This is a genomic window from Gilliamella sp. G0441 (genome assembly GCF_050589305.1).
GTDB lineage: Bacteria > Pseudomonadota > Gammaproteobacteria > Enterobacterales > Orbaceae > Gilliamella.
Map to the genome: position 1 here is coordinate 95,216 of NZ_JBNRJF010000006.1, position 25,830 is coordinate 121,045.

The 25,830-nt window shown below is 33.4% G+C and carries 16 protein-coding genes and 1 tRNA gene; 7 read left to right on the plus strand and 10 right to left on the minus strand.

Annotated features, from left to right (window positions below):
• Positions 1–54: 54 nt before the first annotated feature.
• Positions 55–2,760 carry a CRISPR-associated helicase Cas3' gene (gene cas3 / locus ACKJXD_RS07015; RefSeq protein ID WP_430875934.1) on the plus strand — a complete coding sequence of 902 codons (2,706 nt, stop codon included), beginning with the start codon at positions 55–57 and terminating at the stop codon, positions 2,758–2,760.
• 165 nt (positions 2,761–2,925) lie between these two features.
• On the opposite strand, the gene ACKJXD_RS07020 is transcribed toward cas3, so the two are convergent.
• The 7 genes from ACKJXD_RS07020 to yajC all read right to left on the minus strand — a co-directional run bounded on the left by ACKJXD_RS07020 (position 2,926) and on the right by yajC (position 10,814).
• The gene (locus tag ACKJXD_RS07020; protein ID WP_220216461.1) at positions 2,926–3,162 is read right to left on the minus strand and encodes a hypothetical protein; all 237 of its coding nucleotides are present in this window, start codon (positions 3,160–3,162) and stop codon (positions 2,926–2,928) included.
• Between the two features lie 51 nt (positions 3,163–3,213).
• Complete coding sequence (locus tag ACKJXD_RS07025; protein ID WP_430875935.1) at positions 3,214–3,537, minus strand: chorismate mutase; 324 nt, start codon at positions 3,535–3,537, stop codon at positions 3,214–3,216.
• 190 nt (positions 3,538–3,727) lie between these two features.
• A complete protein-coding gene (locus ACKJXD_RS07030) occupies positions 3,728–6,862 on the minus strand; it encodes an autotransporter outer membrane beta-barrel domain-containing protein (protein ID WP_430875936.1) in 3,135 nt (1,044 codons plus the stop codon).
• A gap of 492 nt (positions 6,863–7,354) precedes the next feature.
• Positions 7,355–7,430: transfer RNA gene (locus ACKJXD_RS07035), tRNA-Ala, on the minus strand.
• 125 nt (positions 7,431–7,555) lie between these two features.
• Positions 7,556–8,539, minus strand: coding sequence for a protein translocase subunit SecF (gene secF / locus ACKJXD_RS07040; protein WP_430875954.1), 984 nt, complete (start codon positions 8,537–8,539; stop codon positions 7,556–7,558).
• Between the two features lie 27 nt (positions 8,540–8,566).
• Positions 8,567–10,423 carry a protein translocase subunit SecD gene (gene secD / locus ACKJXD_RS07045; protein ID WP_255556808.1) on the minus strand — a complete coding sequence of 619 codons (1,857 nt, stop codon included), beginning with the start codon at positions 10,421–10,423 and terminating at the stop codon, positions 8,567–8,569.
• Between the two features lie 61 nt (positions 10,424–10,484).
• Positions 10,485–10,814: a preprotein translocase subunit YajC gene (gene yajC, locus ACKJXD_RS07050; RefSeq protein WP_220216456.1), complete on the minus strand. Its 330-nt coding sequence runs from the start codon at positions 10,812–10,814 to the stop codon at positions 10,485–10,487.
• Between the two features lie 509 nt (positions 10,815–11,323).
• On the opposite strand from yajC, the gene ACKJXD_RS07055 reads away from it, so the two are divergent.
• The gene (locus tag ACKJXD_RS07055; RefSeq protein ID WP_220216455.1) at positions 11,324–12,382 is read left to right on the plus strand and encodes an SEL1-like repeat protein; all 1,059 of its coding nucleotides are present in this window, start codon (positions 11,324–11,326) and stop codon (positions 12,380–12,382) included.
• A gap of 23 nt (positions 12,383–12,405) precedes the next feature.
• On the opposite strand, the gene ppc is transcribed toward ACKJXD_RS07055, so the two are convergent.
• Positions 12,406–15,051 (minus strand): phosphoenolpyruvate carboxylase, encoded by a 2,646-nt coding sequence (gene ppc, locus ACKJXD_RS07060; RefSeq protein ID WP_430875937.1) that lies wholly within the window; start codon positions 15,049–15,051, stop codon positions 12,406–12,408.
• A gap of 346 nt (positions 15,052–15,397) precedes the next feature.
• Here ppc and ACKJXD_RS07065 point away from each other — a divergent pair, with 346 nt between their 5' ends.
• The 5 genes from ACKJXD_RS07065 to ACKJXD_RS07085 all read left to right on the plus strand — a co-directional run bounded on the left by ACKJXD_RS07065 (position 15,398) and on the right by ACKJXD_RS07085 (position 21,345).
• Positions 15,398–15,889 (plus strand): NADH-quinone oxidoreductase subunit J family protein, encoded by a 492-nt coding sequence (locus tag ACKJXD_RS07065; RefSeq protein ID WP_220216453.1) that lies wholly within the window; start codon positions 15,398–15,400, stop codon positions 15,887–15,889.
• 1 nt (position 15,890) lies between these two features.
• On the plus strand, positions 15,891–16,193 hold the full coding sequence (gene nuoK, locus ACKJXD_RS07070) for an NADH-quinone oxidoreductase subunit NuoK (protein WP_220216452.1): 303 nt from the start codon (positions 15,891–15,893) through the stop codon (positions 16,191–16,193).
• Positions 16,190–18,037, plus strand: a complete 1,848-nt coding sequence (locus ACKJXD_RS07075; RefSeq protein ID WP_430875938.1) for an NADH-quinone oxidoreductase subunit 5 family protein — start codon at positions 16,190–16,192, stop codon at positions 18,035–18,037. Before nuoK ends, ACKJXD_RS07075 begins: the two co-directional genes overlap by 4 nt.
• Before the next feature lie 17 nt (positions 18,038–18,054).
• Positions 18,055–19,599, plus strand: a complete 1,545-nt coding sequence (locus ACKJXD_RS07080; RefSeq protein WP_430875939.1) for a complex I subunit 4 family protein — start codon at positions 18,055–18,057, stop codon at positions 19,597–19,599.
• Positions 19,600–19,806: 207 nt separating this feature from the next.
• A complete protein-coding gene (locus ACKJXD_RS07085) occupies positions 19,807–21,345 on the plus strand; it encodes an NADH-quinone oxidoreductase subunit N (RefSeq protein WP_430875940.1) in 1,539 nt (512 codons plus the stop codon).
• 415 nt (positions 21,346–21,760) lie between these two features.
• Here the strand turns inward: ACKJXD_RS07085 and ACKJXD_RS07090 are convergent, their stop codons facing one another.
• On the minus strand, positions 21,761–22,759 hold the full coding sequence (locus tag ACKJXD_RS07090) for a hypothetical protein (RefSeq protein WP_430875941.1): 999 nt from the start codon (positions 22,757–22,759) through the stop codon (positions 21,761–21,763).
• 123 nt (positions 22,760–22,882) lie between these two features.
• Positions 22,883–25,588, minus strand: a complete 2,706-nt coding sequence (locus ACKJXD_RS07095) for an inverse autotransporter beta domain-containing protein (protein ID WP_430875942.1) — start codon at positions 25,586–25,588, stop codon at positions 22,883–22,885.
• Positions 25,589–25,830: the final 242 nt, after the last annotated feature.

Consider the following 25,830-nt stretch of genomic DNA (forward strand, 5'->3'; position numbering starts at 1 on the left):
ACAAATAATTAATTTATATCATGCCACAACAGTTTCATAAAGGATTAATATTCAGTGACTCAGCAGTTTTACCGGTATTGGGGAAAATGCCGACAAAATCCCGACAATAATAGTTATCACTTACTTGTTTACCATAATTTAGATGTCGCTGCGTGTGGTTATCAAATAGTTAAACAAAATTTATTTAATTCATCACAATTATTTGAACAAATTGGCTTTTCTGCAAAAGATGTCGACCAAGCAGCACTTTGGTTTGCTTATTTTCTAGCTTGGCATGATATTGGCAAATTTGCGAATGGATTCCAAGCATTATTTAAACATAATAATCCACAACTTGTCAGCATCGATACATCTAAAAGCTATAAATCCAGACATGATTCGCTTGGTTTTTGGTTATGGAATAACTCACTTAAACACCAACCAAACGTTAAGCTTGAACAACATAGTGAAGATATTGATGAATTATATGACGCATGGCTGCTTATTATGACGGGACATCATGGCAAGCCACCAGAACGAGAAGCTTATGGTAATTCATCATTTAATGAACAAGATAAACAAGCGGCTTTAGACTATATTATCGCACTGAATCAATTGTTTATTGTCGATAGCAATCTAGCACATCATGCTTGCCATTTTTTTGATATAAATTATCATAAAAAATTAAAACAAATAAGTTGGTTAATTGCGGGTTTGACCGTAATCAGTGATTGGCTGGGTTCAAATGAACAATTTTTTCCGTTTTGTTCACAGCCCATGCCTCTTGATGAATATTGGCACAATCATGCGATGTTGAAAGCAGAAAAAGCCATTGCCACTTTACCAACAGCATCGCCAATCACCCCTTTTAATGATATTAAAAATTTGTTTCCTTTCATTGAAAAACCAACACCACTACAGCAACAAGCATTAACCTGCCAACTTTCTGATAATGGCGCAGAACTTTTTATTATGGAAGATGTGACTGGTGCAGGAAAAACGGAAGCATCAATGATTTTAGCACATCGGCTTATGACAGCTAAAAAAGCACAGGGTATCTATATCGGCTTACCAACACAAGCAACAGCTAATGCTATTTATCAGCGCACTGCTCAAGTCTACGAACAATTATATCAAGCTGATAGCCATCCTTCGCTGGTACTGGCTCATGGCTCTAGCTATATGAATCCGCATTTTACTCAAACAATTTTAAATCACGATGAAATTAGCCAGCAAAAATACCCGAAGGGTGAACAATCAGTGAGTGGAGAATGTAATGAATGGTTTGTTGATACACGAAAAAAATCATTGTTAGCCGAAGTGGGAGTTGGCACGTTAGATCAAGCGTTAATGGCAATTATGCCTTTCAAACATCAATCGTTACGTTTATTAGGATTACGCCATAAATTACTGATATTAGACGAAGTTCATGCTTATGACAGTTACATGGTAAAATTACTCGAAAACTTATTACATTACCATGCGTTACAAGGTGGCAGTGCTATTATTTTGACAGCAACATTACCTTTTTTTCTGCGTCAAAAACTACTCGATGCCTTTTATAAAGGCTTAACTGGTAATAAACAAGCTTTAAAATTAGAACAGTCATTACCTTTTCCACTCATGACACAGCTTAATCATAACGGCTTAGTTGAACAAGCGATTGAAACCCGACAAGAAGTTAAACGCCAAGTAAATATCGAATGGATTAACCATATTGAAGCAGGTATAGACAAAATCAGCAAAGCTATGCAACAAGGTAAAATTATTTGTTGGATCAAAAACAGTGTACAAGATGCAATTAGTCTATATCAACAAATTCAACTCAATTTACAACTGGATCATACACAAATCCTACTTTTTCATAGCCGTTTTGCGTATTGTGACCGTTTGGACATTGAAGAAAAAACATTACAATGGGCTGGAAAAACATCGAATCATCAAATTCGTGCAGGAAAAGTCATTATAGCAACACAAGTGATTGAACAATCCTTGGATCTTGATTTTGATGAAATGATCAGCGATATTGCCCCGATAGATTTATTGATACAACGAGCTGGACGTTTACAGCGACATGTCCGCGATAAACAGGGTAATATCAAGCCATATGATGAAAAAAATCAATCGTTAGATGAACGCCATCCCCCTACCCTAACCGTGCTTGCCCCGGATTGGCAAGCTGAACCTAGCGCGAATTGGCTTGACGAACCAGCCTTTCGGAATACCAGTTATGTTTACGCTAATCCGGCTCATTTATGGTATACCCAAAAAATACTATCCGAGCAAGGTTGCATCAAAATGCCGGATGATGCAAGGCAATTAATTGAATCCGTTTATGAACAAGATCCTGTACCACCAGCAGGATTACAAAAAGATTATTATGGTGCTCAAGGGGCTAATTTAAGTAAATCGTCAATCGCCAATCAAAGCGTATTAGATTTGAATGCAGGTTATAAGCGTGATTTAACAAATGGATGGGATAGCGAAGTCGAAGTAGTGACTCGTTTATCAGAAGATAGCGTTGATATCTATTTAGCTTATCAAAAAAATGGAAAAATTATTCCTTACTGTAGTAATGCCGAATATGCCTGGGAGCAAAGTCGAATTTCGCTAAGACGTGCAAAATGGGAAAAAATCAAAAATCAGATTCCTCAACTGGATCAAACGAGTTTAGAAAAACTCAGACAACAAATACACAGACCGAACGCAATTATTGTTTTAGTTGAGACAGACAAGGAATCATCTTTTTACTCTAAAGAATTGGGCTTTTATTTAAATTAATTTAATTCAAATTCAAAAATAAACACGTTTAACTTGGAATGCGTTGGATAAAATTGATAATGATAGACTAAGTCATTATTTCAAATATAAATCAGGTAGCTATACTCATAATTAACCCCTATTTAGATAGGGGTTAATTAAATAGCCACTGATTAGAACCACAAATTAATCTCGTTGATTAACCAAAGCCAAAATATTTTGGATTGCGGTTTTAGCTTGATGGCTATTTTTCCAACATGATGATCCGGTTAATAAAGCCCCTTTATTTAGGATTTCCTCTAAGGAGGTATTACGTAACTTTTCGAATGAATCGAATCCCATCTGTTGTAATCTTTCGATTATTTTATCACCAACATATTTTAGTTCTAAAAGGTGTTGCTTTTCTAATTCTGAAAAAGCCATATATTTCCTTATTTATTTCGCTATAAATTTTATGATTTTACTAACTTGAATTTAGTTTTTTTGTCCATGATTAAAATGCTTCATCTCTTCATTGATAAAATATTTTACTAAGTTAGCAAATAATTCTTTAATTACTTCACCATCAAGTCCCAACTCAGTAGCCCAAAGCATACGCTGGTCTAGCATGCTGTTAAAACGAGCTTTAGCCTGTACATCAGTCGCATTTTTTTTAAATTGGCTAGCCGCTTTAACATACTCAAATCGATGAGCTAATAGTTTAATGATGGTATAATCAATCTTGTCGATTTCGTTTCTAACATCATCAATGTTATTACAATCATTGGGTGAGTGATGAAGTGAATATTTAATGGTCATCGGTAATATCCTCATGTTTTAATATATCTAATGCTAACTTTTTAATCGAGGTTAATAAAGTTATTTTTAAACAAGATATTTTTCATTAAGACTCTAATTTGCGTGATCTAATTTCATTGCAACATATAAAAAAAAAGCCTATCCCTGAGGAATAAGCTTATAAAGTTAGATTGTTAGGATTTTATTATTATTAAAAATTGTATCGATAACCGAGGTTGATCTGTTTTTTATCAAACTTATTACCTTTAGCAAAATCAACTTCACCGTAAACATGATGCTTATTTTCAATGGTTGTATTTATACCGAGCGCATTTTCAAACCAATGTCCACGATAGTGATTAGATTCTTTACTATTATTTAATCGATAAGTGGTATCACCATCAAATTCTTTTACATAACCTGTTTTTAAATATAAGTTAGTTTGACGGATGTTGTTGGATAAAGCATAACCCACAATTGCACTAGTGCGTCCTATAAAAGAGTTATAACTATCAAATTTTATTTTTAATCCATTAGACGCATGTGTTGAATCAGAACTATTATTGGTATAAACAAGTTGTAACTGAGGTTCTGCATATATCCCTTGTTTTGCCTCGGCAAGGTAAAAACGTTTACCCGCTTCTAACGATAAACTTAGTGCGTGGGTATTCCCTTTACCAGATATATTTTTACCTTGGCTATCACTAACATTGAATTGATTTTTTAATTTGGATAATTTGAAAATACCGTCTAAGTAAAAATCGTTATTCGTGATGTAAGTTGAATAGATACCGATATTATAATTTTTACCAGAACCATTTCCTCGTTTAAAATGTTGATCAACATCATAATAGCCAATCATTCCACCTAAATAGAAACGACCATTTTCAGATTCATAAATAAGTTTATCGATACCACTTTGTAGCCCCCGATAATTCATTTTATAATGGCTATAATCAACAGATGCAAATGAGTTTAATTGACCAACTACGCCTCTAATCCAAAAATCCCCTTGATGATTCGATATATTACGTAAATCACCTATTCGTTGTAATAAAGTTTGGATATCAATATAAACGAGCATATAGTTTGTATTAGCAAAGCTTAGCGTTGCTTGAGCCGTTGAAGTTTTTGGTGGTTTTGAAGGTTTTTGTTTTGAACCTGTACTATATAACTCCCAACCACCCAGATCGTCTGAATCAGGATCAGTGATTTGTCTAAGATCGTATTCATAACCACCTAATTCAACTTTATTAATTAACTTGAAATTAGCATGATTTCCATTTGTTTGAATAATATCTATTTTTTCTGTTCCTTTCGTACTTTGCGATCCATCATTTTTTACAATTACGTAGTGTTCTCCTTCTGTACCATCTTTATCAGTTATAATTAATTTATCCGTTTTTTGGTTAACAATATCAGTTTGAAAATAAAAACGACTGTTGTTACCGGTTAATTTATTTGTTTCTAACACTGTATAATTTGATGGTTGCGCAGCATTTTCAAGTAATTTACCTTGTTCATCTTTCCAATTGTCGTAACGATTGAGGTAAATTTCACTATCTTGGACATTTAAATTAGTTACATTTGAATCACGTTGAATGTACCATGCAGATTGATTATTCAAGTTTATGTTGGATTGGCTGGCTTGATTGTCTTTGTCCAAGGTTTTATCCGTAAAGATACTCCCTTTTAAGATCGATGCATTAGACGTTAAATTAAAACTACTTGAAACCTTATCAGCTACTTTAGCCGTTCCACCGCCATAAGTAACATTTAATAGATCGGTATTTTCAGCCGCTGTTGCCGAACTATTTTTTAATACTAGTGCTCCATTTTTTACTGAATCAGCCACAGTCATAGCTAAATTATTATCGTTGATATGCGATAACATACCCACATCAAGGCTGTGATCCCCAACCTGAATTAAATTACCGCTAGCATACGTATTATTTCCATTTTTGTCACAGCCACCAAGTTTACAGATAAAACTGTTATTATCACTGGTATTAATCAATTCGAACTTACCTGATTTTCCATCACTGGTAATGTCTACATTTTCGAGCATCATATTTTGAGCAAGATCTTTTGCCGAAGAACCATCTTCATTCAGACTGTAACCATTGCCAAAATTAAAACGTATTGCTGTGGTCGCTGAATGAATCGTACTACGACCTTGTCCATCCAACGCATGCATTTTTATGCTTGCTCCATCACCAATAAGTCGAAGACCATAAGAATTTTCTGAATCTGTTTTTATATGTGTTTCACCAAATGTTTCAATGCTGGAAGACGCCAATTCAGAACCAATCTCTCCGCCGTGCTTAAAAATCTTTCCATCTTTATGCATTGTTCCTAATCGACCAGCATTGATACCATCAGAAATGCTTCCAGTAGTATGAATTTGCGTGACAAAATTAGTGTGTTTGTCGTTATTTAAAATGACAGATGAACCACCCGTTGCTCGAATACCCCGTGAATCCGTTCCGTTAGTCTGTATAATTAAAGATCCTTTATCATAACCTTTGGCAATAACTTGTGACTGTTCCAATGTCCGAATCGCTGAACCGGCGCGACTAGCAAGGCTACCTATTTCACCTCCAGCAAAGGTGACGGTTGAGCCTTTATTTTTAGTATAAATTCCCATGACATAATCTTGAGAAGAATCAGTATTAATTTTGACAAGTTCAAGATCTATCGTCCCTTTGCCTTCTGCCCATATGCCGGCACTTGATGCACCAGTATTAGAAATTTTCGCGACTGATAATCCATGATTGCCTTGAATTTTTATTTTTCCGTTGTTGACAGCTATTGTTCCATAAGGTGTGGTGGCATTCTCGACAGCTAAATCAAGATTATCTGCTAAAATATTTAATTGACCGCCAGAGCCTGCCCATAATGCATTGTTTGCATTCCAGTCATTAGTGTATTTGTCTTTTGATTTTATGGTAATATTTTTCGAATTAATGGTTGCAGAAGCACCTTTTTCTACCGAAATACCACGTCCTCTTTGATTTTTATTGCTTCCGATATCAATTGTTACATCGCCTTTTGCACCGGATGAATTCAACAAATAATTGGCATCTTGGCCTATCACATTAATCCCATTACTATTTGAGTTAGCGCCTGGATTAGTAATTATTAAGTCACTTGCGGTATCATGGTTGATTGTAGCTCCAGCATTAACATTAATAGTGGTGAGATTGCTATCATTAGCTTCGCAAGAGTTTGTGGAATTAATTTGTCCATTCGTTATACTACACGGTAAAGCATTGACATAAGTCGCATTCGAAAGTGTTATTAGTGCAATGGTTTGACAAATAACCGAAAGCTTAGGATTTTTCATATAAAGTAATAACCTATAAAAATATCGAACATAAATTAAAATCAAAAAAAACATGATGTAATTCGCATTACATCATGTTGTTCCACTTATAATTCCAATTAAAACAGAATGTCTTAGATAGAATCGACGAAGCTTATTTGCTCTTAAAATAAATGACCTATTACAAATAACTTCAAAGTCTATCTTTACGTTATTATTATAAATTAAATATTATTTACTTTCTATATACGTTTCTTTACTCTTATTTAACGAAATCTAAATTTAGGCTATTTCAGTATAAAAATGCGAACTCAGTCTTTAAGGATATATGCTCAAAGCTTGATACAATCAACATTGTTCAAATTGACATTAAGATTTTGCCTATTTTAATCATAGATTCAATGAAGGTTTAAATTGGCAGCTAGCGTATATTTATTAATCGATTATTGCTGTAGCTAACTAAGATGGATAGTATGATTATGACGATATTTAATTTTGAAAAAAGATATTATTTGGTGGAGCCAAGGGGGATCGAACCCCTGACCTCAACGCTGCCAGCGTTGCGCTCTCCCAGCTGAGCTATGGCCCCATATAAGAGGGTAGAAAACAGTGCTTAATGATATTCAACTAGCCGAAAAGTGTCAATCTATTTAAAATTATTTGATTAAATAACGGTCTGATAAAACTCTGCTGAGTACCAGCAGAGTTTAAAGATTAACGAGTGACAGAATGTGAATCAACTTCATCTGTTTCTATTTTTTGTGGCATGAAGTGTTCTCGTTTAACTCCTAATTTAAGTGACATGTAAGCCGCAACATAAATAGAGGATATGGTTCCTAAAACAATACCAACACCTAATGTTTCAGAGAAACCTTTTAACATTGAACCACCAAAAATATATAAAATAATGACAACTGCAAGTGTTGTACCCGAAGTCATTAACGTTCGATGTAATGTCTGTGTCAATGAAATATTAATCACATCATAGGGTGATGCTCGACGAATTTTTCTAAAATTTTCGCGAATTCGATCAAATACCACGATAGTATCATTAAGGGAATAACCTATAATGGATAACATTGCAGCAATGATTGTTAAATCTAATTCTCTTTCAAACAATGATAAATAGCCTGCCGTAATAATCACGTCATGTGCAAGTGCCACAACAGCACCCGTACCAAACCGCCATTCAAAACGGAAGGCAATATAGATCATAATACAAACTAAGGCTGCACAAATAGCAAGGATACCATCTTGGGCAAGTTCTGAACCCACTGTAGGCCCAACAAATTCAATACGTTTAATTTGAGCATCAGCATCTATGCTTTTATGAATCAAATTTGAAATTTTGACACCTAACTCATTATCAATTACAGAAGAGACACTTCCATCGTTTTGTTTAGCCGATGCTAACCGAATAATGATATCCTTACTGCTACCATAATATTGGACGACTGGTTCGTGATAACCTGCTTCACGCAAGCTATTACGGATTTCATCAAGATTAACTGATTTAGTCACTGTAATCTCAACTGTCGTACCACCTGTAAAATCTTGTCCTAAATTGAATCCTTTCGTGAAGATTACAATAATAGATGCAACAACGAGTAGCATCGATATCACAAAAGCAATAAAACCAAATTTTAAAAAGTCAAGGACTCGGCGACCATGATTTAATTCTCTAACATCATGATTTATTTTATCATTAACAATCACAATACACCTCTAAATTGATAACTTATTAACACGACGACCGCCATAAATGAGATTTGCTAATGCACGAGTACCAACAATCGATGTAAACATTGACGTTAAAATACCGATACCGAGTGTGATAGCAAAGCCTTTAATTGAACCTGTTCCAACGGCATAAAGGATAATGGCAGTAATTAATGTGGTAATATTGGCATCAAATATACTGCTCCAAGCACCAGCATAGCCTTCATTAATGGCATGCTGAACTCCACGACCATTTTTGAGTTCTTCTTTAATCCGCTCGTTAATAAGAACATTAGCATCAACCGCCATTCCAACAGTTAACACAATACCTGCAATACCTGGCATACTCAGTGTAGCACCCGGTAACAAAGACATTATGCCTACGATTAAAATTAAGTTAGCTACTAGCGCAAGACTTGCAAATACACCAAATAGGCGATATACCACTAACATGAAGATAACCGAAATTAATAGTCCCCAAACGCAAGATTCTAAGCCTTGAGTTATATTTTCTTGCCCCATTGTTGGTCCAACGGTACGCTCTTCAATAATTTGAATTGGCGCAATTAATGCACCTGCTCGCAGTAATAATGATAGGTTTTTAGCTTCATCAATACTACTGATACCCGTTACTTGAAAACGTTCACTAAAGATACCTTGAATAGTTGCAACGTTAATGACTCGTTCATGCTTTTCAAAAATTGGTTTATCGTTTTCATCACGTTTACCCGTATCTTTGTATTCAACAAATAATGTAGCCATTGGCTTATGAATATTTTTTTGGGTGAAGTTAAGCATAGTTTTACCACCTGAACTATCTAAAGTAATAGATACTTCTGGTTGACCGTATTCATTCACTCTGTATGAAGAATCGGTGATGTGATCACCTGTTAATACAACACGTTTATATAATAATACGGGTTGTCCTCTATCGTTATATTTGATTTCGGAACCATAAGGAATTCGCATTTGCCCATTAATAATAGCGGCTAAATCCGATGAACTGTTTTCATTTACTTGTCGGAATTCAAGAGTTGCCGTTGCGCCTAATATACGTTTTGCTTGTGCTGTATCTTGAATACCAGGGAGCTCTACAACAATACGATCAGAACCTTGGCGTTGTACAATTGGTTCTGCAATACCTAGCTGATTTACACGATTTCGTAAAATAGTCGTATTTTGTGCAACAGCATCATTTTTCGCTTGTTGCAAGCGTAAATCACTAATACTAATTACTATGCTATTGTCATTTTGTGAAACAACTTTGAAATCTTGTAATCTATCTATTCTAGCAATGGCTTTGTTGCGATCATTAACATTATCAAATTGCATAACAATTTGTTGTTCATGATTTGCATTTAATGATTTATAGTTCAGTTTATTATTAGAAAACTCATATTTTATGTTTTCAATCGACTGATCGATTAGCTTATTTAGTGCTGTTGTCATATCCACTTCCATTAAAAAGTGGACACCCCCACGTAAATCAAGACCTAACTTCATTGGAGAGGCACCAAACATAGCAAGCCAATGAGGCGTAGCTGGTACTAAATTTAAAGCTACAATATAGTTTTCATCTAAATTCTTTGAAATTATCTCTTTAGCTTCAAGCTGAGTATCATTATCACCAAAACGAATGACCAAAGATCCATTTTCATAAACATAGGATTTGTAACCAATTTTATTTTTATCTAACAAGCTAATAATATTTTTTTGCTTTTCGGCATTAATTTTAGCACTATCAGAACCAGAAATTTGTATAGCAGGATCTTCACCATATATATTTGGAAGCGCATAAAGAAGGCCGAGGCAAATAACGACGACCAACATAATGTACTTCCACAAAGGATAGCGATTTAACACGACATGTTCTCTTGTGGGGGTTATTAAATTAACACAATGAATCTTAATTTATAAAATTTTATTATAAAGATTTCATTGTCCCTTTTGGTAATACAGACGTAATAAAATCACGTTTGATTATCACTTCAGTAGAATCATTCAATTCTAAAGCAATATAACCATTTTCGTTGACTTTCGAAACTCGTCCAATTAGTCCACCATTAGTAAGCACTTCATCACCTTTGCCGATAGAAGCCATCAACTCTCGGTGAGCTTTAGCTCTTTTTTGTTGTGGTCGCATAATCATAAAATAAAAAAACAATCCAAAAACAACCAGCATAATTATCATCAAATAATTATCGTTTGGTTTGGCTCCATCATTGGCATAGGCCTTAGAAATAAAAAAGTCCATACTTGTCCTCTTAATTCGATATTATTTTTAAAGGTTGAAATTGTATCATAAAAATTAATTTGGTTATGAACTATTTATTACCAAAAATAAGCGTTAAACAATAAATATTTAATTTGATGACAAATAGTTAAAGTTTTTGTGAAAGTAATGAAGATGTTATTAAGTAACTAAATGATATAAATATCTCAATAAATGACTAAAGTTGCATGAATAATGACAAAAATACTTGAATTATTTATTCATAAGATAGAAACTTAGTAATAGAAAGAATCATTTTTTTATAGTTTAATCGCAATTTTAAGGTAATCAAATAATATTGCAAAATAAAGTCTGACTTTCAAATGTTGATACAATAATTTGATTTAATTAATTAATTTAATAAATTTTTTTGTTTTTATTTAAATATTTAATATTACACATATAGATTTTATCTATTAAAAATAATATAAACTATTTAATTTTATCTTGTTAATATATATTTAATTTTACTTTTATTGTGAATAAAAATTATGAATAAAATTCATTTATTATTGTTATTAATATTATGCCTGTCTTTTGGGGTAATAGCTGATGAAAGTGATATAACAGATTCAAAACTTAAAATTTCAGATCCTAGTGCTTTAATTCCAGCTTTAAAACTCTCCGCAGAAAAAGGTGATGCGCAAGCACAATACTCATTAGCAAATATGTATAAACAAGGTTCAGGAGTTAAAGTAAATGATAATCGTGCTTTTTTTTGGTATAGAAAGGCTGCTCAACAAGGTTTAGCTAAAGCTCAAAATAATTTAGCTTATATGTATCAAAATGGCTTAGGTACCAAACAAGATTTATCTAAAGCATTTAAATACTTTAAATTAGCAGCAGATCAAAATTATGGTTTAGCATATTATAATTTAGCTTTAATGTATAAAAATGGCAAAGGCATCGCTCAAGATGTTCCTAATGCCGTAAAATATTTTGTTCAGGCTGGAGAACAAGGTGTTTATGATGCTTATCTTAACCTAGGTATTATGTATTTTTTTGGCGATGGAGTTCCTGAAAATCGTACGATTGCAGCAGACTGGTTTAGTAAAGCGGCAACAGGCAATCTCCCTGAAGCTCAATATTATCTAGGCGTCATGTCAGAACATGGCGATGGTTTAATTCAAAACCATGTGGCAGCAAACTATTTTTACACTCAAGCTGCTGAACATGGTCATGTACTTGCAATGTATAATTTAGGAATAATGTATGCCACTGGAACGGGTACAAAACCTAATAATGAGCTAGCTGCCCACTGGTTTACTAAAGCTGCTGAAGCTGGCTATGCAGATGCACAATATAATATAGGTGTAATGTATGATGTCGGTGGTGGAGTTCCCAAAGATGCTAAAAAAGCAATAGAATGGTATTTAAAAGCGGCGGAACAAGGTAGTGCCGATGCGCAATATAATTTAGCATTGAAGTATTTAGAAGGTGAAGGACTTGATAAAAATACTAAAAGTGCTATTTATTGGTTTACAAAAGCGAGTGAGCAAGGCGACCAAGACGCTAAAGCTTATTTAGATACACTAATAACAGAAGAATGAAAGGGCTAAAGCCCTTTTGGTATCTAACCTGAATTACGCATTCCTGCAGCAATCCCTGATATCGTAATCATCAATCCTTGTTCTACAATACCATTATCATCCTCATTACGTTGACGAGAACGACTTAATAGTTCTGCTTGTAATAAGTTCAACGGTTCAATATAGACATTACGCAAAGCTACCGATTGAGCAATCCATGGCAAATCAGCCATTAAGCTATCATCATCAGTAATTGTTAATACTGTATTAATATCTTCAGCTAATAAATTACGTAACTCTTCTCCTAAGGCCCACATTGCAGAATCAACTAATCTGTATTCATAGTACTGATGGATATTGGGTGCAGCTTTAGCATAGACCATTTCTAACATACCAAGACGGGCATTAAAAAAAGGCCAATGATGATACATCTCTCTAAGTAAATCTTTTTTACCTTCTTCAATTACTTTTTTTAGTGCACTACCCGCACCTAACCAAGAGGGCACCATTAAACGATTTTGTGTCCAAGCAAAGATCCATGGTATTGCTCTTAAACTTTCAATACCTCCGCCTGTTTTGCGTTTTTGAGGTCGAGAACCGAGCGGTAACCTGCCAAGTTCAGCTTCTGGCGTCACCATTCTAAAATAATCTACAAATTCAGCCCGTTCACGTACATAACGCCGGTAGCAACGACAAGATACATCTGACATTTCATCCATTATATCGCGCCATGCCTGCTTTGGTTCTGGAGGTGGTAGCAAATTAGCTTGCAATATTGCTGATGCATAAAGCATTAAGCTACTTAATGCAACTTCCGGTAATCCCAGTTTAAAGCGGATCATTTCACCTTGTTCAGTGACACGAAGACCGCCCTTTAGCGAGCCGGGTGGTTGTGAAAGTAATGCAGCATGAGCCGGGGCTCCGCCTCGTCCAATAGAACCACCACGACCATGAAAGAGTACTAAATTAATATTATATTTTTCAAATAATGCCACTAATTCTTCTTGAGAGCGGTATTGTGCCCAAGATGCAGCAAGCGTACCGGCATCTTTAGCCGAATCAGAATAACCAATCATTACCATTTGTTTACCTTGAATCTTTTCTCGATACCAAGGAATATCTAGTAATTTTTGCATAACTGATTTCGCATTATTTAAATCATCTAACGTTTCAAATAACGGTACAATCGGAACACATTTATGGCAATCAACAATTTTTAACAATAGATAAACAGCCAAAATATCAGAAGGTGCCTTTGCCATTGAAATGACATAAGATGCAATGGATTCTTCACCTGCTTTCTTGATAACACGGCAAGTATCTAACACTTCAGTAACGATTTCATATGGTTGCCAATTGTAGGGTAACAAAGGGCGTTTAGATTGTAGTTCTGTTAATAAAAATGTTTGTTTTTGTTCTTCAGACCATTGAGCATAATGACCTAAATTGAGCTCTTTAGTTAATGCATCTAGCGCTTCAGTATGAACAGAGCTATCTTGACGAATATCTAATCTTACTAATTGTAAACCAAAGCTTTTTATGCGCCGTAGAGTATCTATTAATGGACCATGTGCTATGGTAGACATGCCATGATCAATTAAAGATTGATAGCAAGTATAAAGTGGATTCCAAAGTTGTTCATTTTTTATCAGAATATCTGAAGGAGCTAATACTTGTTCATTATTAAGTAACGAAACAATATAACTTTGAGTTTTAACTAAACGAGCGCGTAACTGCTTCATGACTGCACGATATGGTTCTGATGCGGTTTTATTTGTTTCATCAAGCAAATCAATAACGGATTGACTACATTCTGTCATTGATAATTCACGCACCAAAATTTGAATATCAGCTAAAAATAATTCAATCGCTTTTAATCGTGCCTGTAACATCACTTTTTCAGTAACTTTAGCTGTTACATTTGGATTACCATCACGATCTCCTCCCATCCATGAAGTAAACTTAACAGGCACATTTTCGACAGCTAATTGTTCACTAAACGCATCCACCAGTTGATCGTTAAGTTCACGTAAAAATAAGGGGACGCCTTCCCATAGACTATCTTCAATCACAGAAAATCCCCACTTAGCTTCATCAAGTGGTGTGGGGCGTTTTTTTCTGATTTCATCGGTATACCATGCTTGACAAACTAACTGTTTTAATCGTCGCATAATTCGCTCTATTTCATAATCAGCTAAGTCATTATGATCCAGTTGGGATAGACAACTATTTATAGCTGTGTATGTATTAATCATCGTTCGACGATTAATTTCTGTTGGATGAGCGGTTAATACTAATTCTATAGATAATTCTTTAATAGCTTGAGTGATTGTCTGGTTGGAAAAATTAAGCTGTTTTAGCGTACTGAATAATTCCGTCATTTTTTTAGGGCTGCTAGCTGCTTCCCCATGAGGTGAAATGCCATAATATTCAGCAGCCGTATTAACTAAATTTAGAAACTGATTAAATGCTCTAGCTACATGTAATAAATCTTCATCATTAAGATTTTCGATTAACTCAAGTAATTCAGTATGAGATTGTTTATTACCTTGCTGTGCAGATTTTGAGAGTTGTCTTATTTTCTCAACTAACTCGAAAGTATCATTACCTGTTGCTCGTTTTATTGCATCACCGAGCAACGTACCTAACATATTGACATTACTTCGCATTGAGGAGTATTGACTATTCATTTTAATCTCATTTTAGTTAACATTATACCTAACCGACTTTAATCTATGTTTGCAATTGCACAGACCGACGATACAAATGTCTGTTTATTTGCTTAAGTTATATACTTTATAACAATGCTAATTTGATTTTAAATAATAAAATTTTATGGTTTTTATTTTTTTTATTGTTTTAATTATATTGAGGATACAACGTTATAAAAATTAAAATAATTGCCCTATTTGATAAAAATACTAAAGCTGAATATTTAAATATCTGTTTTTCAATGAATAGATTATCTGTAAGCCTGTATCTTAAATTAATTTGGGTATATACTAATACCATTCACAATGAGTATTGGGTTATTTAATGATCGTTGTATTTTATATCACGTCGATTATTGCTATCGTTGCAAGCATAAAAGTAATTAGTTGCTTACAGGTTAATAAGGCTATTTTATACCTTATTATTTCGCTTTTTGCTTCTGCTTTGATATTAATTATACTTGATAGTTATTTATCCGCTGTTTTATATATCCTTTTATTTATTGGAGGAACTGTTACGCTTTTTTTAATTGCTGCAAATATATTTCAAATTCAGCGAGATAATGTAGAAAAAGCTAAGTATGGAATAAGCCCTAAAATATGGTTAATGCCACTAATATTTGCTTTTATTTTATTAGTCATTCTTATTTACGGAGTGGTAAAAACTGATAGTCAACTACTGAAAGATTCACATAATTTAAGTCATGAAATATCAGTATATGTCTATATTTTAATGGCAGAATTAGCATCGTTTTTATTATTAGGAGCCGCAGTCATTGCTTATCATTTCAGGCAAAGACTGTTATCGGAGATTTAATATGATTCCGCTATTTCAATGTTTGATTTTAGCTTGTGTTTTATTTGTAATAGGTTTATTTGGCGTTATGATTCGCCGTAATCTTTATTTCTTGTTACTTAGTCTAATTGTTATGAATAACGGAATAATCATCGCCTTAATTGCTGCAAGTAATTATTGGCAACAAGTAGATGGGCAGATTCTGGCTATTTTAGCTATTATTACAACGCTTGCTCAAGTTTGTGTTGGACTTGCACTTCTGAAGAAATTAATTTTTAAACGAAAAATTATCAATATTGACTCATTAAGCGAAATGAAAGGATGAATTTACTTTATTTAACTATCATTATTCCCTTGCTTTCTTTTTTAGCTTTAGTTAGTTTGGGAAGACAAATACGTTCAATTAACATAACCATTATCGGTATTAGTACAATGCTAATTGTCGTATTAATTTCCACATTTTCTTGTATTGACTTTATCACTAACTCAGTACCGGATATGTCATTGATTTATAGTAAAACACTATGGAACTGGTTTTCTATTGGCGATTTTAATATTCCGATCACTTTAACCTTAGATGGATTATCGCTAATTTTTCTTGTTTTGATTGCTTTTATAGGAATTCTTGTTTATTTTTTTGCTGCATTTTATTTAACATCACAAAAAGATATCTATACCTTTTACGCCTATAGTAATTTATTAATAGCAAGTATGTTAACCATCATTCTAGTTGATAATTTACTCGTTATGTTAATCGGATGGGAAGGTGTTAGCCTCAGTATTTACTTACTTATTGGTATTTACCACAAACAAATGCGTAATAGTTATTCTGCAGTAAAAACTTTTTTTATGATGCATTTAACTGATCTTTTCTTCATTATCGCAATATTTTTAATTTTTCAAACACTCGAAACATTAAATATTCAAGATATCTTAAGCACCGCACATGATAATTTAGCGGTAGATTCTGACATCATTTTTTGGATCACGTTATTGTTGTTCTTAGGTGCAATTAGTAAATCAGCACTTTTTCCAATGCAATCATGGTTTAATGAATCAACGCTAGCTTCTATGCCTGCCGTAGCATTAATGCAATCTTCGACAGTAATTTTAGCGGGCGTGTATTTGATTTTAAGACTGAGTAATCTGTTTATGATGTCAAGCGATGTACTTTACATTATGACCATAATTTCATCATTATCGATAATATTTTCAAGTACAATTGCGTTAGTACAATATGATATTAAACGAATTGTAACCTTTATCAATTTAGCTCAAATTAGTTATATCTTTTTTGCATTTTCTACACAAAATTGGACGTTATCGCTAAATTGCTTAATCAATTATGCCATTACCAGTGTGTTACTAATATTTGCTTCATCAATACTCATTCAAAAATGTCATGGAGAGCGTGATATAAGTAAATTAGGAGGATTAACTAAAGAATTTCCATTGTTATTGGTAATCTTTTTATTCATCATGTTATCAGTTAGTGCTTTACCTTGGATTTCTGCCGCATTTTATATAAAAGGCGATATCATTTGGAGCTTAATCTTACAAAATAGTTTAGTTTCGGGCACTATTGGCTTATTAGGAATATTATTTGCTAGCTTGAGTATTTGGCGCTTAATCCTTAAAGTGTTTTATCATAAATTGAAAATACACGATTTTGCTAAAACCAACTTAATGAGTTATCTTCCTATATTGATACTGTTGATCTTTACTACAGCCCTTTTTACGCATTTCCCATTACCAATCAAAGGTATTATTTCAACGAGTGAATTAGATCATCAAGGGAATTTATCTTTCCTGTTTCTGTTGACCGGTATTGTTGTGTTGAGCTTCATCATTGCTTATACCTTATATGCACATCCAAACAGCGAAGTGAAAGAAGTATTTAACACTCCTTTGGTAAAATCTTTCATCCGTTTTTGCACAGCTAATTGGCGTTTTGATTATCTTATCAATCTGTTACTTGTTAAACCTTATATGATGTTAGCCAATAAGTTAAAAAAAGATCCATTAGGCATATGGGATAATTGGATAATGACGAGCATAAAAAAGACAAGCTCGCATGTTGTTGGTTTAGAAAATGGACATCTCAGATGGTATATTGTTTCAATTGTGATGGGTTGTATCTTTATTTTGATGTTACTAATTTTTATTTGATAGGGGTGTAATCATTCATGTTATTATGGCTTGTTTTCTTACCAGTATTAGGCGGATTTATTGGTTGGTTATGTCCGATTTTTATACACCGCAAAGTGGCATCCAGTGATACACAGCCTAGATGGAATAACCTATCATTTATTATAGCGTTAATTACAATTTCTATCACACTGATATTAATAATCAATTTATGGTTAAATGCCGCAGCGACTATTGAACAGGGAGAAAACTGGGCAGAAGAAGTCAATTTTGAATGGATATCTTTATTAGGGATTCGTTTCCATTTATGTTTAGATAGCTTATCTATAATTGTGATTTCTTCATCCTTATTGATTGTATTGATCACTATTATCTACTCAAGTAAAGAAAATATTAATAACCCTGGCCTGTTTTATTTTAGTATTTTATTAATGACTTCGGCCGTTATATTATTATTTACCGTAACAGATCTATTTTTACTATTCTTTTTTTGGGAAGCCGCTACCATACCAGTTTATTTTTTAATTTCATTATGGGGAAGACGGGATTCAAACTCATTATTACGTTTCAATGGTGCAAGTAAATTTTTAATTTATACTCAAGTTAGTAGTTTATTGATGTTAATCTCTATCGTGTCACTGGTGTTGATTAATTGGAATTTAACAGGTCATTGGACATTTGATTACCGAGTTCTAACGAAAACTCCCATTTCGAGCAATACTGAATTTTGGTTAATGCTTGGCTTTATGGCTGCCTTTATTGTTCGAGTCCCTTTTGTCCCATTTCATAATTGGTTTATCGAAGCTCATATAGAATCATCAACTACAGGTTCGATGATGATAAGTGGCTTATTACTTAGTACCACAATTTTCGGAATACTGCGTTTTGTAATTCCACTATTTCCAAACGCAACGCTGATGATCGTACCTTATATTTTGTCACTTGCCTTATTTTCAATTTTTTATTCCGCTTTAGTTGCATTTACACAAACTGACATAAAAAAATTGATTGCCTATATCCACATTGCACTTATGTCTTTTCTTACTGCTATTATCTATAGTGGTTCAATTATTGCCTATCAAGGTGTCATCATACAGATGATTGCTATCAATTTCGCTATTGTAGGCATGTTTATTATTAGTGGCCTGTTAGTTGAATGTTATTCAACTCGAAATATTAATCAATTTTCGGGTGTTAAGCACCAAGTTAGTTATCTTTCAACTTTTACATTATTTTTTATATTGGCTGTTTTAGGTATTCCTGGTACAGCAAATTTTATTGGTAATTATCTAATGTTACTTGGTAGTTTTGGTTCTTATTCTTATTATACAATTTTATTAGCTATTGGATTATTATTGCTATCTATATCATTTATTATACGTATGCAACCTATATTTTTTAGTGTTCCAGATGAAGAGACTGCACCAAAAAATCAACTAAGTAAAAAAGATTTATTATTATTAAGCAGTTTATCAGCTGTACTTATTCTTATCGGTCTATATCCTCAATTGATTTTAGATATGTCTTATTCTGTTGTTAACCAAATACAACAATATATCACTACGGAACGAGTAGGAGAATAATAAGTTATGATTGCTTTATCGCCTATTTTCATATTGAGCGTTACAATAATTATCTTGTTGTTTTCAATATTTTTTTTAAAAATTGAAACAAAAAAATGTGCAATTTTAACTATAAGCGGTTTAAGCTTAGCTTTATTCAGCGCAGCGATAATTGGATATAAAATTTCTATCAATAATAAAAACATTACTGATATCAGTAGTGATAATATGCAACTATCTTTTTCTTTAACTCTTCCAACATTTTCAAATTTTTCTAAAGAAAAAATACTTGCTGTTGAAACCCCACCTACAGCCCCTACGGCATCAGATAACAATACGACAGAAAGTAAAATTACTAACGATAACATTACGTTAGAAAACAATTCAACTGAGCATAAACATGTTGTAAAGGCGCCTAAACATTCTTCACGCCTGAAACTAAACGAAGATAATACTGATTGGGTGTCACAAGAAATCACCACACTTTTTACATGTGATGGATATGGTTTACTTTATAGTAGTTTAATTTTAATGATATCAATTATCGTAAGCTGCTTAGCATTTCGTTGGTTTAAACAAGAACAAACTTCACAAGGCCTGTTTTATTTAATATTAGTTTTTATGGCGTTAGGCGGTGTAACGTTAATGTATGCTAGCCATTTAATGGCTTTTTTTATTGGCGTTGAATTACTCTCCATTCCTTTTATAGGACTCATTGGTTACCAATATATTCAAACTCATTCACTAGAAGCCGCCGTAAAATATATGATTTTATCTACTATTGCTAGTGCATTCTTGCTTATGGGCATAGCATTTTATTATGCCGCATCTGGTGAATTAACCTTTAGTGGTTTAAGTTATCAATTATCAACAATGACATCTCAAAGTCCATTGTTATTAATGGGTGTCTGTTTAATGTTAGTGGGTATCGGTTTTAAACTATCTCTCGTGCCTTTTCAACTTTGGCTACCGGATGTCTATCAAGGTTCACCAACGATTGTTGCCTTATTATTATCAACCGTTGGTAAGGTTGCTATCTTTTGTGCTATTGCTAGATTGTTTTTATTAGCCCCCATTGTAAACAACGAAACCATACGTATTATTTTAGTGTTCATGGCATTCTTTTCAATTTTATGGGGGAATTTATTTGCATTCATACAAAGTAGTTTAAAAAGGCTATTAGCTTATTCCTCTATTGCCCATTTTGGTTATTTATTCATTGCTTTAATTGCGGTGCAATATCAAGTATTAGCATTGGAAACCATTGGAGTATATCTAATTGGTTATACCCTTGCCAATATTACAGTTTTAGGTGTAATAAGTTTAGAATCACATTCGAATGAATTACGCGATCATGAGAATGAAATCGATTTATCCGGATTATTTTGGAGACGTCCAATTCTTGCCTCAGCTATGGGAGTGGGTTTATTATCCTTAGCTGGTATGCCGTTAACAGTCGGTTTTATTGGTAGATTTTTATTAATTTTATTAGGGGTGACAGCCGAATTATGGTGGTTAATGGCAGCTGTCGTTATTGGTAGCGCACTGGGACTTTATTTTTATGCTCGCTTAGTTATCAACCTTTATTTAAGACCCAATTGTCGTGATGATCAGCTTGTAAATAATCCCCTCATGAATATTAAATGGCAAGATTTTCGATTGAGTGAAGTTCTTATTGCAATATCAGCATTACTGATAATAATTTGTGGTGTTTATCCGAAATGGATATTTAATTTAGTCACCATGGCTCAGTACTTGTCTACTTAAGAAAAACTTCTACTTATTTATAAACATAAAATATAGGTGTCTGTACCAATAAATATATTTAGTACAAATGACAATCTAAAAATGCTTTATCTAAACTAAAGGGTTAACTTATTAAATCAATTTTTTTTCAAAAATGATGAATAAGTTAACTTAAAACATACATCAAAAATTGGTTAGCTCCTATCGAATAACTATTTTAAGTCAGCTGTAAATTCTTTTTTTAACTGAAAGCCAAATAACAATCCCATACTTGAATCATATTAGTGATAGTTTAAGAAATCGATAGCGATAATTCAGATAAATCATATCGTTTCATCAAATAATGTTTCTATCAATTTAATCGATATTTTAACTATAGCTTGAAGCAAAAAAAAAACCACTCTCTCGAGTGGTTTTCAATTTAACGTTTAAATAATTATGGTTTAATTTCTGCCGTAACTTTAAGATTATAACCTTGAGCACCAGCTTTATAGTTACCACTTGCATACATGCTATCACTATTAAGTTGACCTAAAGTAATCACTTGTGTACTTGCAATTACATCGGCTGACGCTGGTACACTTTCGTAATTTCCATCTAATGACCATTTAAAGTTATAATTCGCACTTAAATCAACATCATTAGCATCTAATATACCATTTCCATTTTTATCTAACCATACAACTGCTTTATATTTACCGCCTTGTTTAGGAACTAAAGTACTCGAAGCTATGCTGTAGTTATCATTTGAATCAGCTGCGAGAATATAAACTTTCATTTCATCTGATGCAATTGGACCAAATCCATTTAAATTTGGATTGTCAACATCACCTGGACCTTCATCTTTACCATCTAGATCACTTGGAATTGGACCACCGGTAAGATTCCCATTTTCATCAATTCCATTAACTGTACCAGGTGCCTTGTTACTCCAAATATCAGATACTCTTAACCATTGGTTAGCATAAGGTAAACCAAATTCAGTCCTTTCTAAAATTTTGAAACCAATTTTAGTTGCCCCAGCAAACTCATCTGTAATCTTAAATTTAATTTCGTTTTCAGAAGCATTATTTGTGCCTGAAAGTTCTAATGTGCTCATATTTGCTTCTTTCCAAGTATTACCTAGAAGATAAAAAACTTTTAAAGTCGTTTTAACAGAACCTTTATCTTCATCGCCATCAGTATCTTGTAGGTTATACTTAATTTTAATATAGTTACCGACTTTAGCTTGTGTTTGACCAATTGTATTACCCGCTGAATCTTCAACAGTTAGCGTCAAAGAATGATCTTTTGCATTAGCAGAAGTACCTTTAATTAACGGTGGATTACCTTCAATTGGCTTAGTAGTTTTTGCGTCTAATGCAAAAGCATTACTGACAGTAAAACCGGCTAAGAACATACCTAATGCGATATTCTTAATAATTAATTTTTTCATGTTTAGTTCCTATTTTTATTTGTAACATCAAATGTACTAATAATTAATACACTGATACATTGATTATTTTTAGATTACCTGAACTCCTTGGTAATCTAATTACGCTTTTATTGTTCATGAATGTTATTGAACAAATACTTGTAATCTAAACCCTTGATCACCTGCACATGCAATTGGAGATGCATTTAAAGGACTGAAATTTAAATCTTTCGGTGCATCTGCAGTTGCTTGCATACTAGTGCCACTACTAGCAAAACTATTCGTTTTTAAACTTCTGATTTTATAGCGAGCATTAATTCCCATACCGACATTAAACCAAGGCCCATTTGGATTTACCCTAACATCAGGTAATGCTGCTGTTGATGCTTTTCCTGGACATGCTGCACTGTTGGAATCAACAAGTGACCAAATAACAAACGGATTGTTAATTTCTGTTATTCCATCAGCTGCATAGACTTTGACATAATATTCATTATCGACTTTCCACTCTTTAGAACCATTAGGATCAAATTCAAGGGAGCGTCCTACTTGGCTAGCGACTAATACACCATCACTACGATAAACCTTGATTAGTCCCGCTTGACCACCAGTAAAATCGACAGATACTTTGTTAAATGACGAACCAAATTGCTCAATTGAAGTTGAAAATTCAATAATTCCTTGTATGTTGGAAGCGACATCTATTGCATAACTGTCTCCAATAACTTCAACACCAGCAGCTGTAGCCGCTTTCTGAGATACTTTTTGACCCATTTTGATTTTTTCAAATGATTTAACAATGACACACGGTTCTTGTTTTGGACATGCATTTACATTGCCAGAAGTTCCATCAATTAATGGAATTTTTTTGCCGTTGCTAACAGCTGTCCATCCTTTAAGAACAGAATCGAACGAGTCAGGAATTCGCTTCATTAGTTGCTCATCACTAAATCCATCAACATCTGCTGCCGTAATTATTGTGCCATTAGATACTTTCGGTTTTACCAAACTTGCCATTAGCGTTACCGCAGTGTTTCCATCAGCTAAATTAGAAGCCATTGTTGTACGATTACCACTTCTATCAACAGCCCAGAGACCAATTTTTCGCATTGCTGGGTTTGGCAAAATTTCAAAAGTTACAGGATTTGATGTTGCTGTACGACCTTTTTTATCTGTCACTGTTACGGCTAACGTATATTTGCCATCAGTGCTATGTGGACGACGTAATCCGTTTTCATCAACATAAGTAGGCGCCATTATTTTCCAATTTTGAGTGTCTGTCGTAGGAGTAGCCCATGATGATGAAGTACAAATACCTGTTGTATTACAGAAGAAACCGCCTCCTGCATCTATTTGATACATATCGCCCGTCCATTTTAGAGAACTTAGACTTTTGGCATTATATACAGCAATATTGACATCATATGTCTGACCTTCGACCAATTGGAGGGCTTCAAGTCCTAAATCGACACTGAGTTTTTTCTCTTTATATTCAAGAACAATATAATTATTACGATCAACCAGATCATAACGACTTCCAGCTAGCGATCGTGCTTTTTGAACCATATCTGGATCTAACTGATCTTTTAGAGGCACCCCTAAACGATAGTTCATTGTTAATGATGCAGAGGTTGCTTTTTTGTTATTTTGTCCTCTTTTATGTTCTGCTTTCAATGTAAATAGCGGAACTGGGGTATAATCTAGACCTGCGGTAATTGCTCTTGGATTTTTTTGGAGATTGTCTTTTCCAAATAGGGCAACTTTATCACCAAAGTATTGTTCATACATTAGCGAACCACCTAGATGAGGGTATTGAGGTAAGTATCCTTGTAGACGTATATCAAAACCTTTAGCCGCACGCTCTAAATATTCATCAAAATCACGTGACTGTTTCCAGCTTGATAACGGGTGATAATAGTTAGCAGCCAGCTTCATATAATCTGTCCATGCTTCTGCACCGATACCTAAGCGATTATGAGCCCGTTGAAAATCATGGTCTAAAAAAACGTTGTAACCAAGTAACCATTTTTTATCCGCTACATCCCAACGTTGTCCTATACCAAAGTTTCCTATCCGACGGTTATGTTCATACTCTTGAAATGAAATTTGACTAAATATCAACATATTATCAGTGTCATACAATGGACTAAATAATTTGAGACTGAGATTATTAAAGTTACCTTTGTCACTCACATCAAATGATAATTGTGCTGTACCAAATCGTCCTAAAAAATCTTGAGCTGCATTACGTAAAGGATCAACAACATGATTTCTTACATTACTACGTACATAGTTTTCTGCGTAAGTCCGACCTTTATTCCTTAAATGACCAGATAAACCACCATTTTCAGAAGATAATAATTGTTCCCAATCTTGTGTTGCTAATGTTTGTAATGTTTCAGCGACATAAGTATCTAATTTTTCTTTATCTGCTTTAACATCGTATTTTTCATCTGACCCTAAATTTGGTAAAGCATACTTATCTTGCTTCTCTTGCTTTTCTTGCTTTTCTGGCTCTGATAAATGTTTAGATGGTAATAATGGTGAGTTTTCGGGAAGAACTAAAAGTTCACCTTCTTCGACAGAATCTCTTTTATCAAAACGACCAGCATTCATTTCGCGTAATTGGTCGATTGTAATTCCACTTCTTAATGCAATTTGATAGAGACTAGCCTTTTTGTTATTTATCATCTCACGAACTTTTGATCCATTTTTAAGTTCGATGATTTTATTACTATCAACTGCATCTGAAGACAAAGTATTATTTGCATCCAAAGCTATGGCTGTTTGGCAATTTAATGCAATTAATACTAATGCAGAGATAACTTTTAAATTAAGATTTGTTTTCATCTTAATCGTTCCTTATATTTCCAAAAATTGATAAATGATTATCAAAAAACTGTTATTTAGCTATTAGAAAAGAAAATTGCGTTTTAAAACATTTTAAAGATTATGCGATCCTCTGAATCTTTAAAAATCTTTACAAAATTTACTTTCATAAAAATTATATTACAAAGAGGTCATTTTACAAAAATTTATTTAAATATTTTTGTAAAGAATTAGAGTGGATTTCTGTAGAAAATGAATAAAAA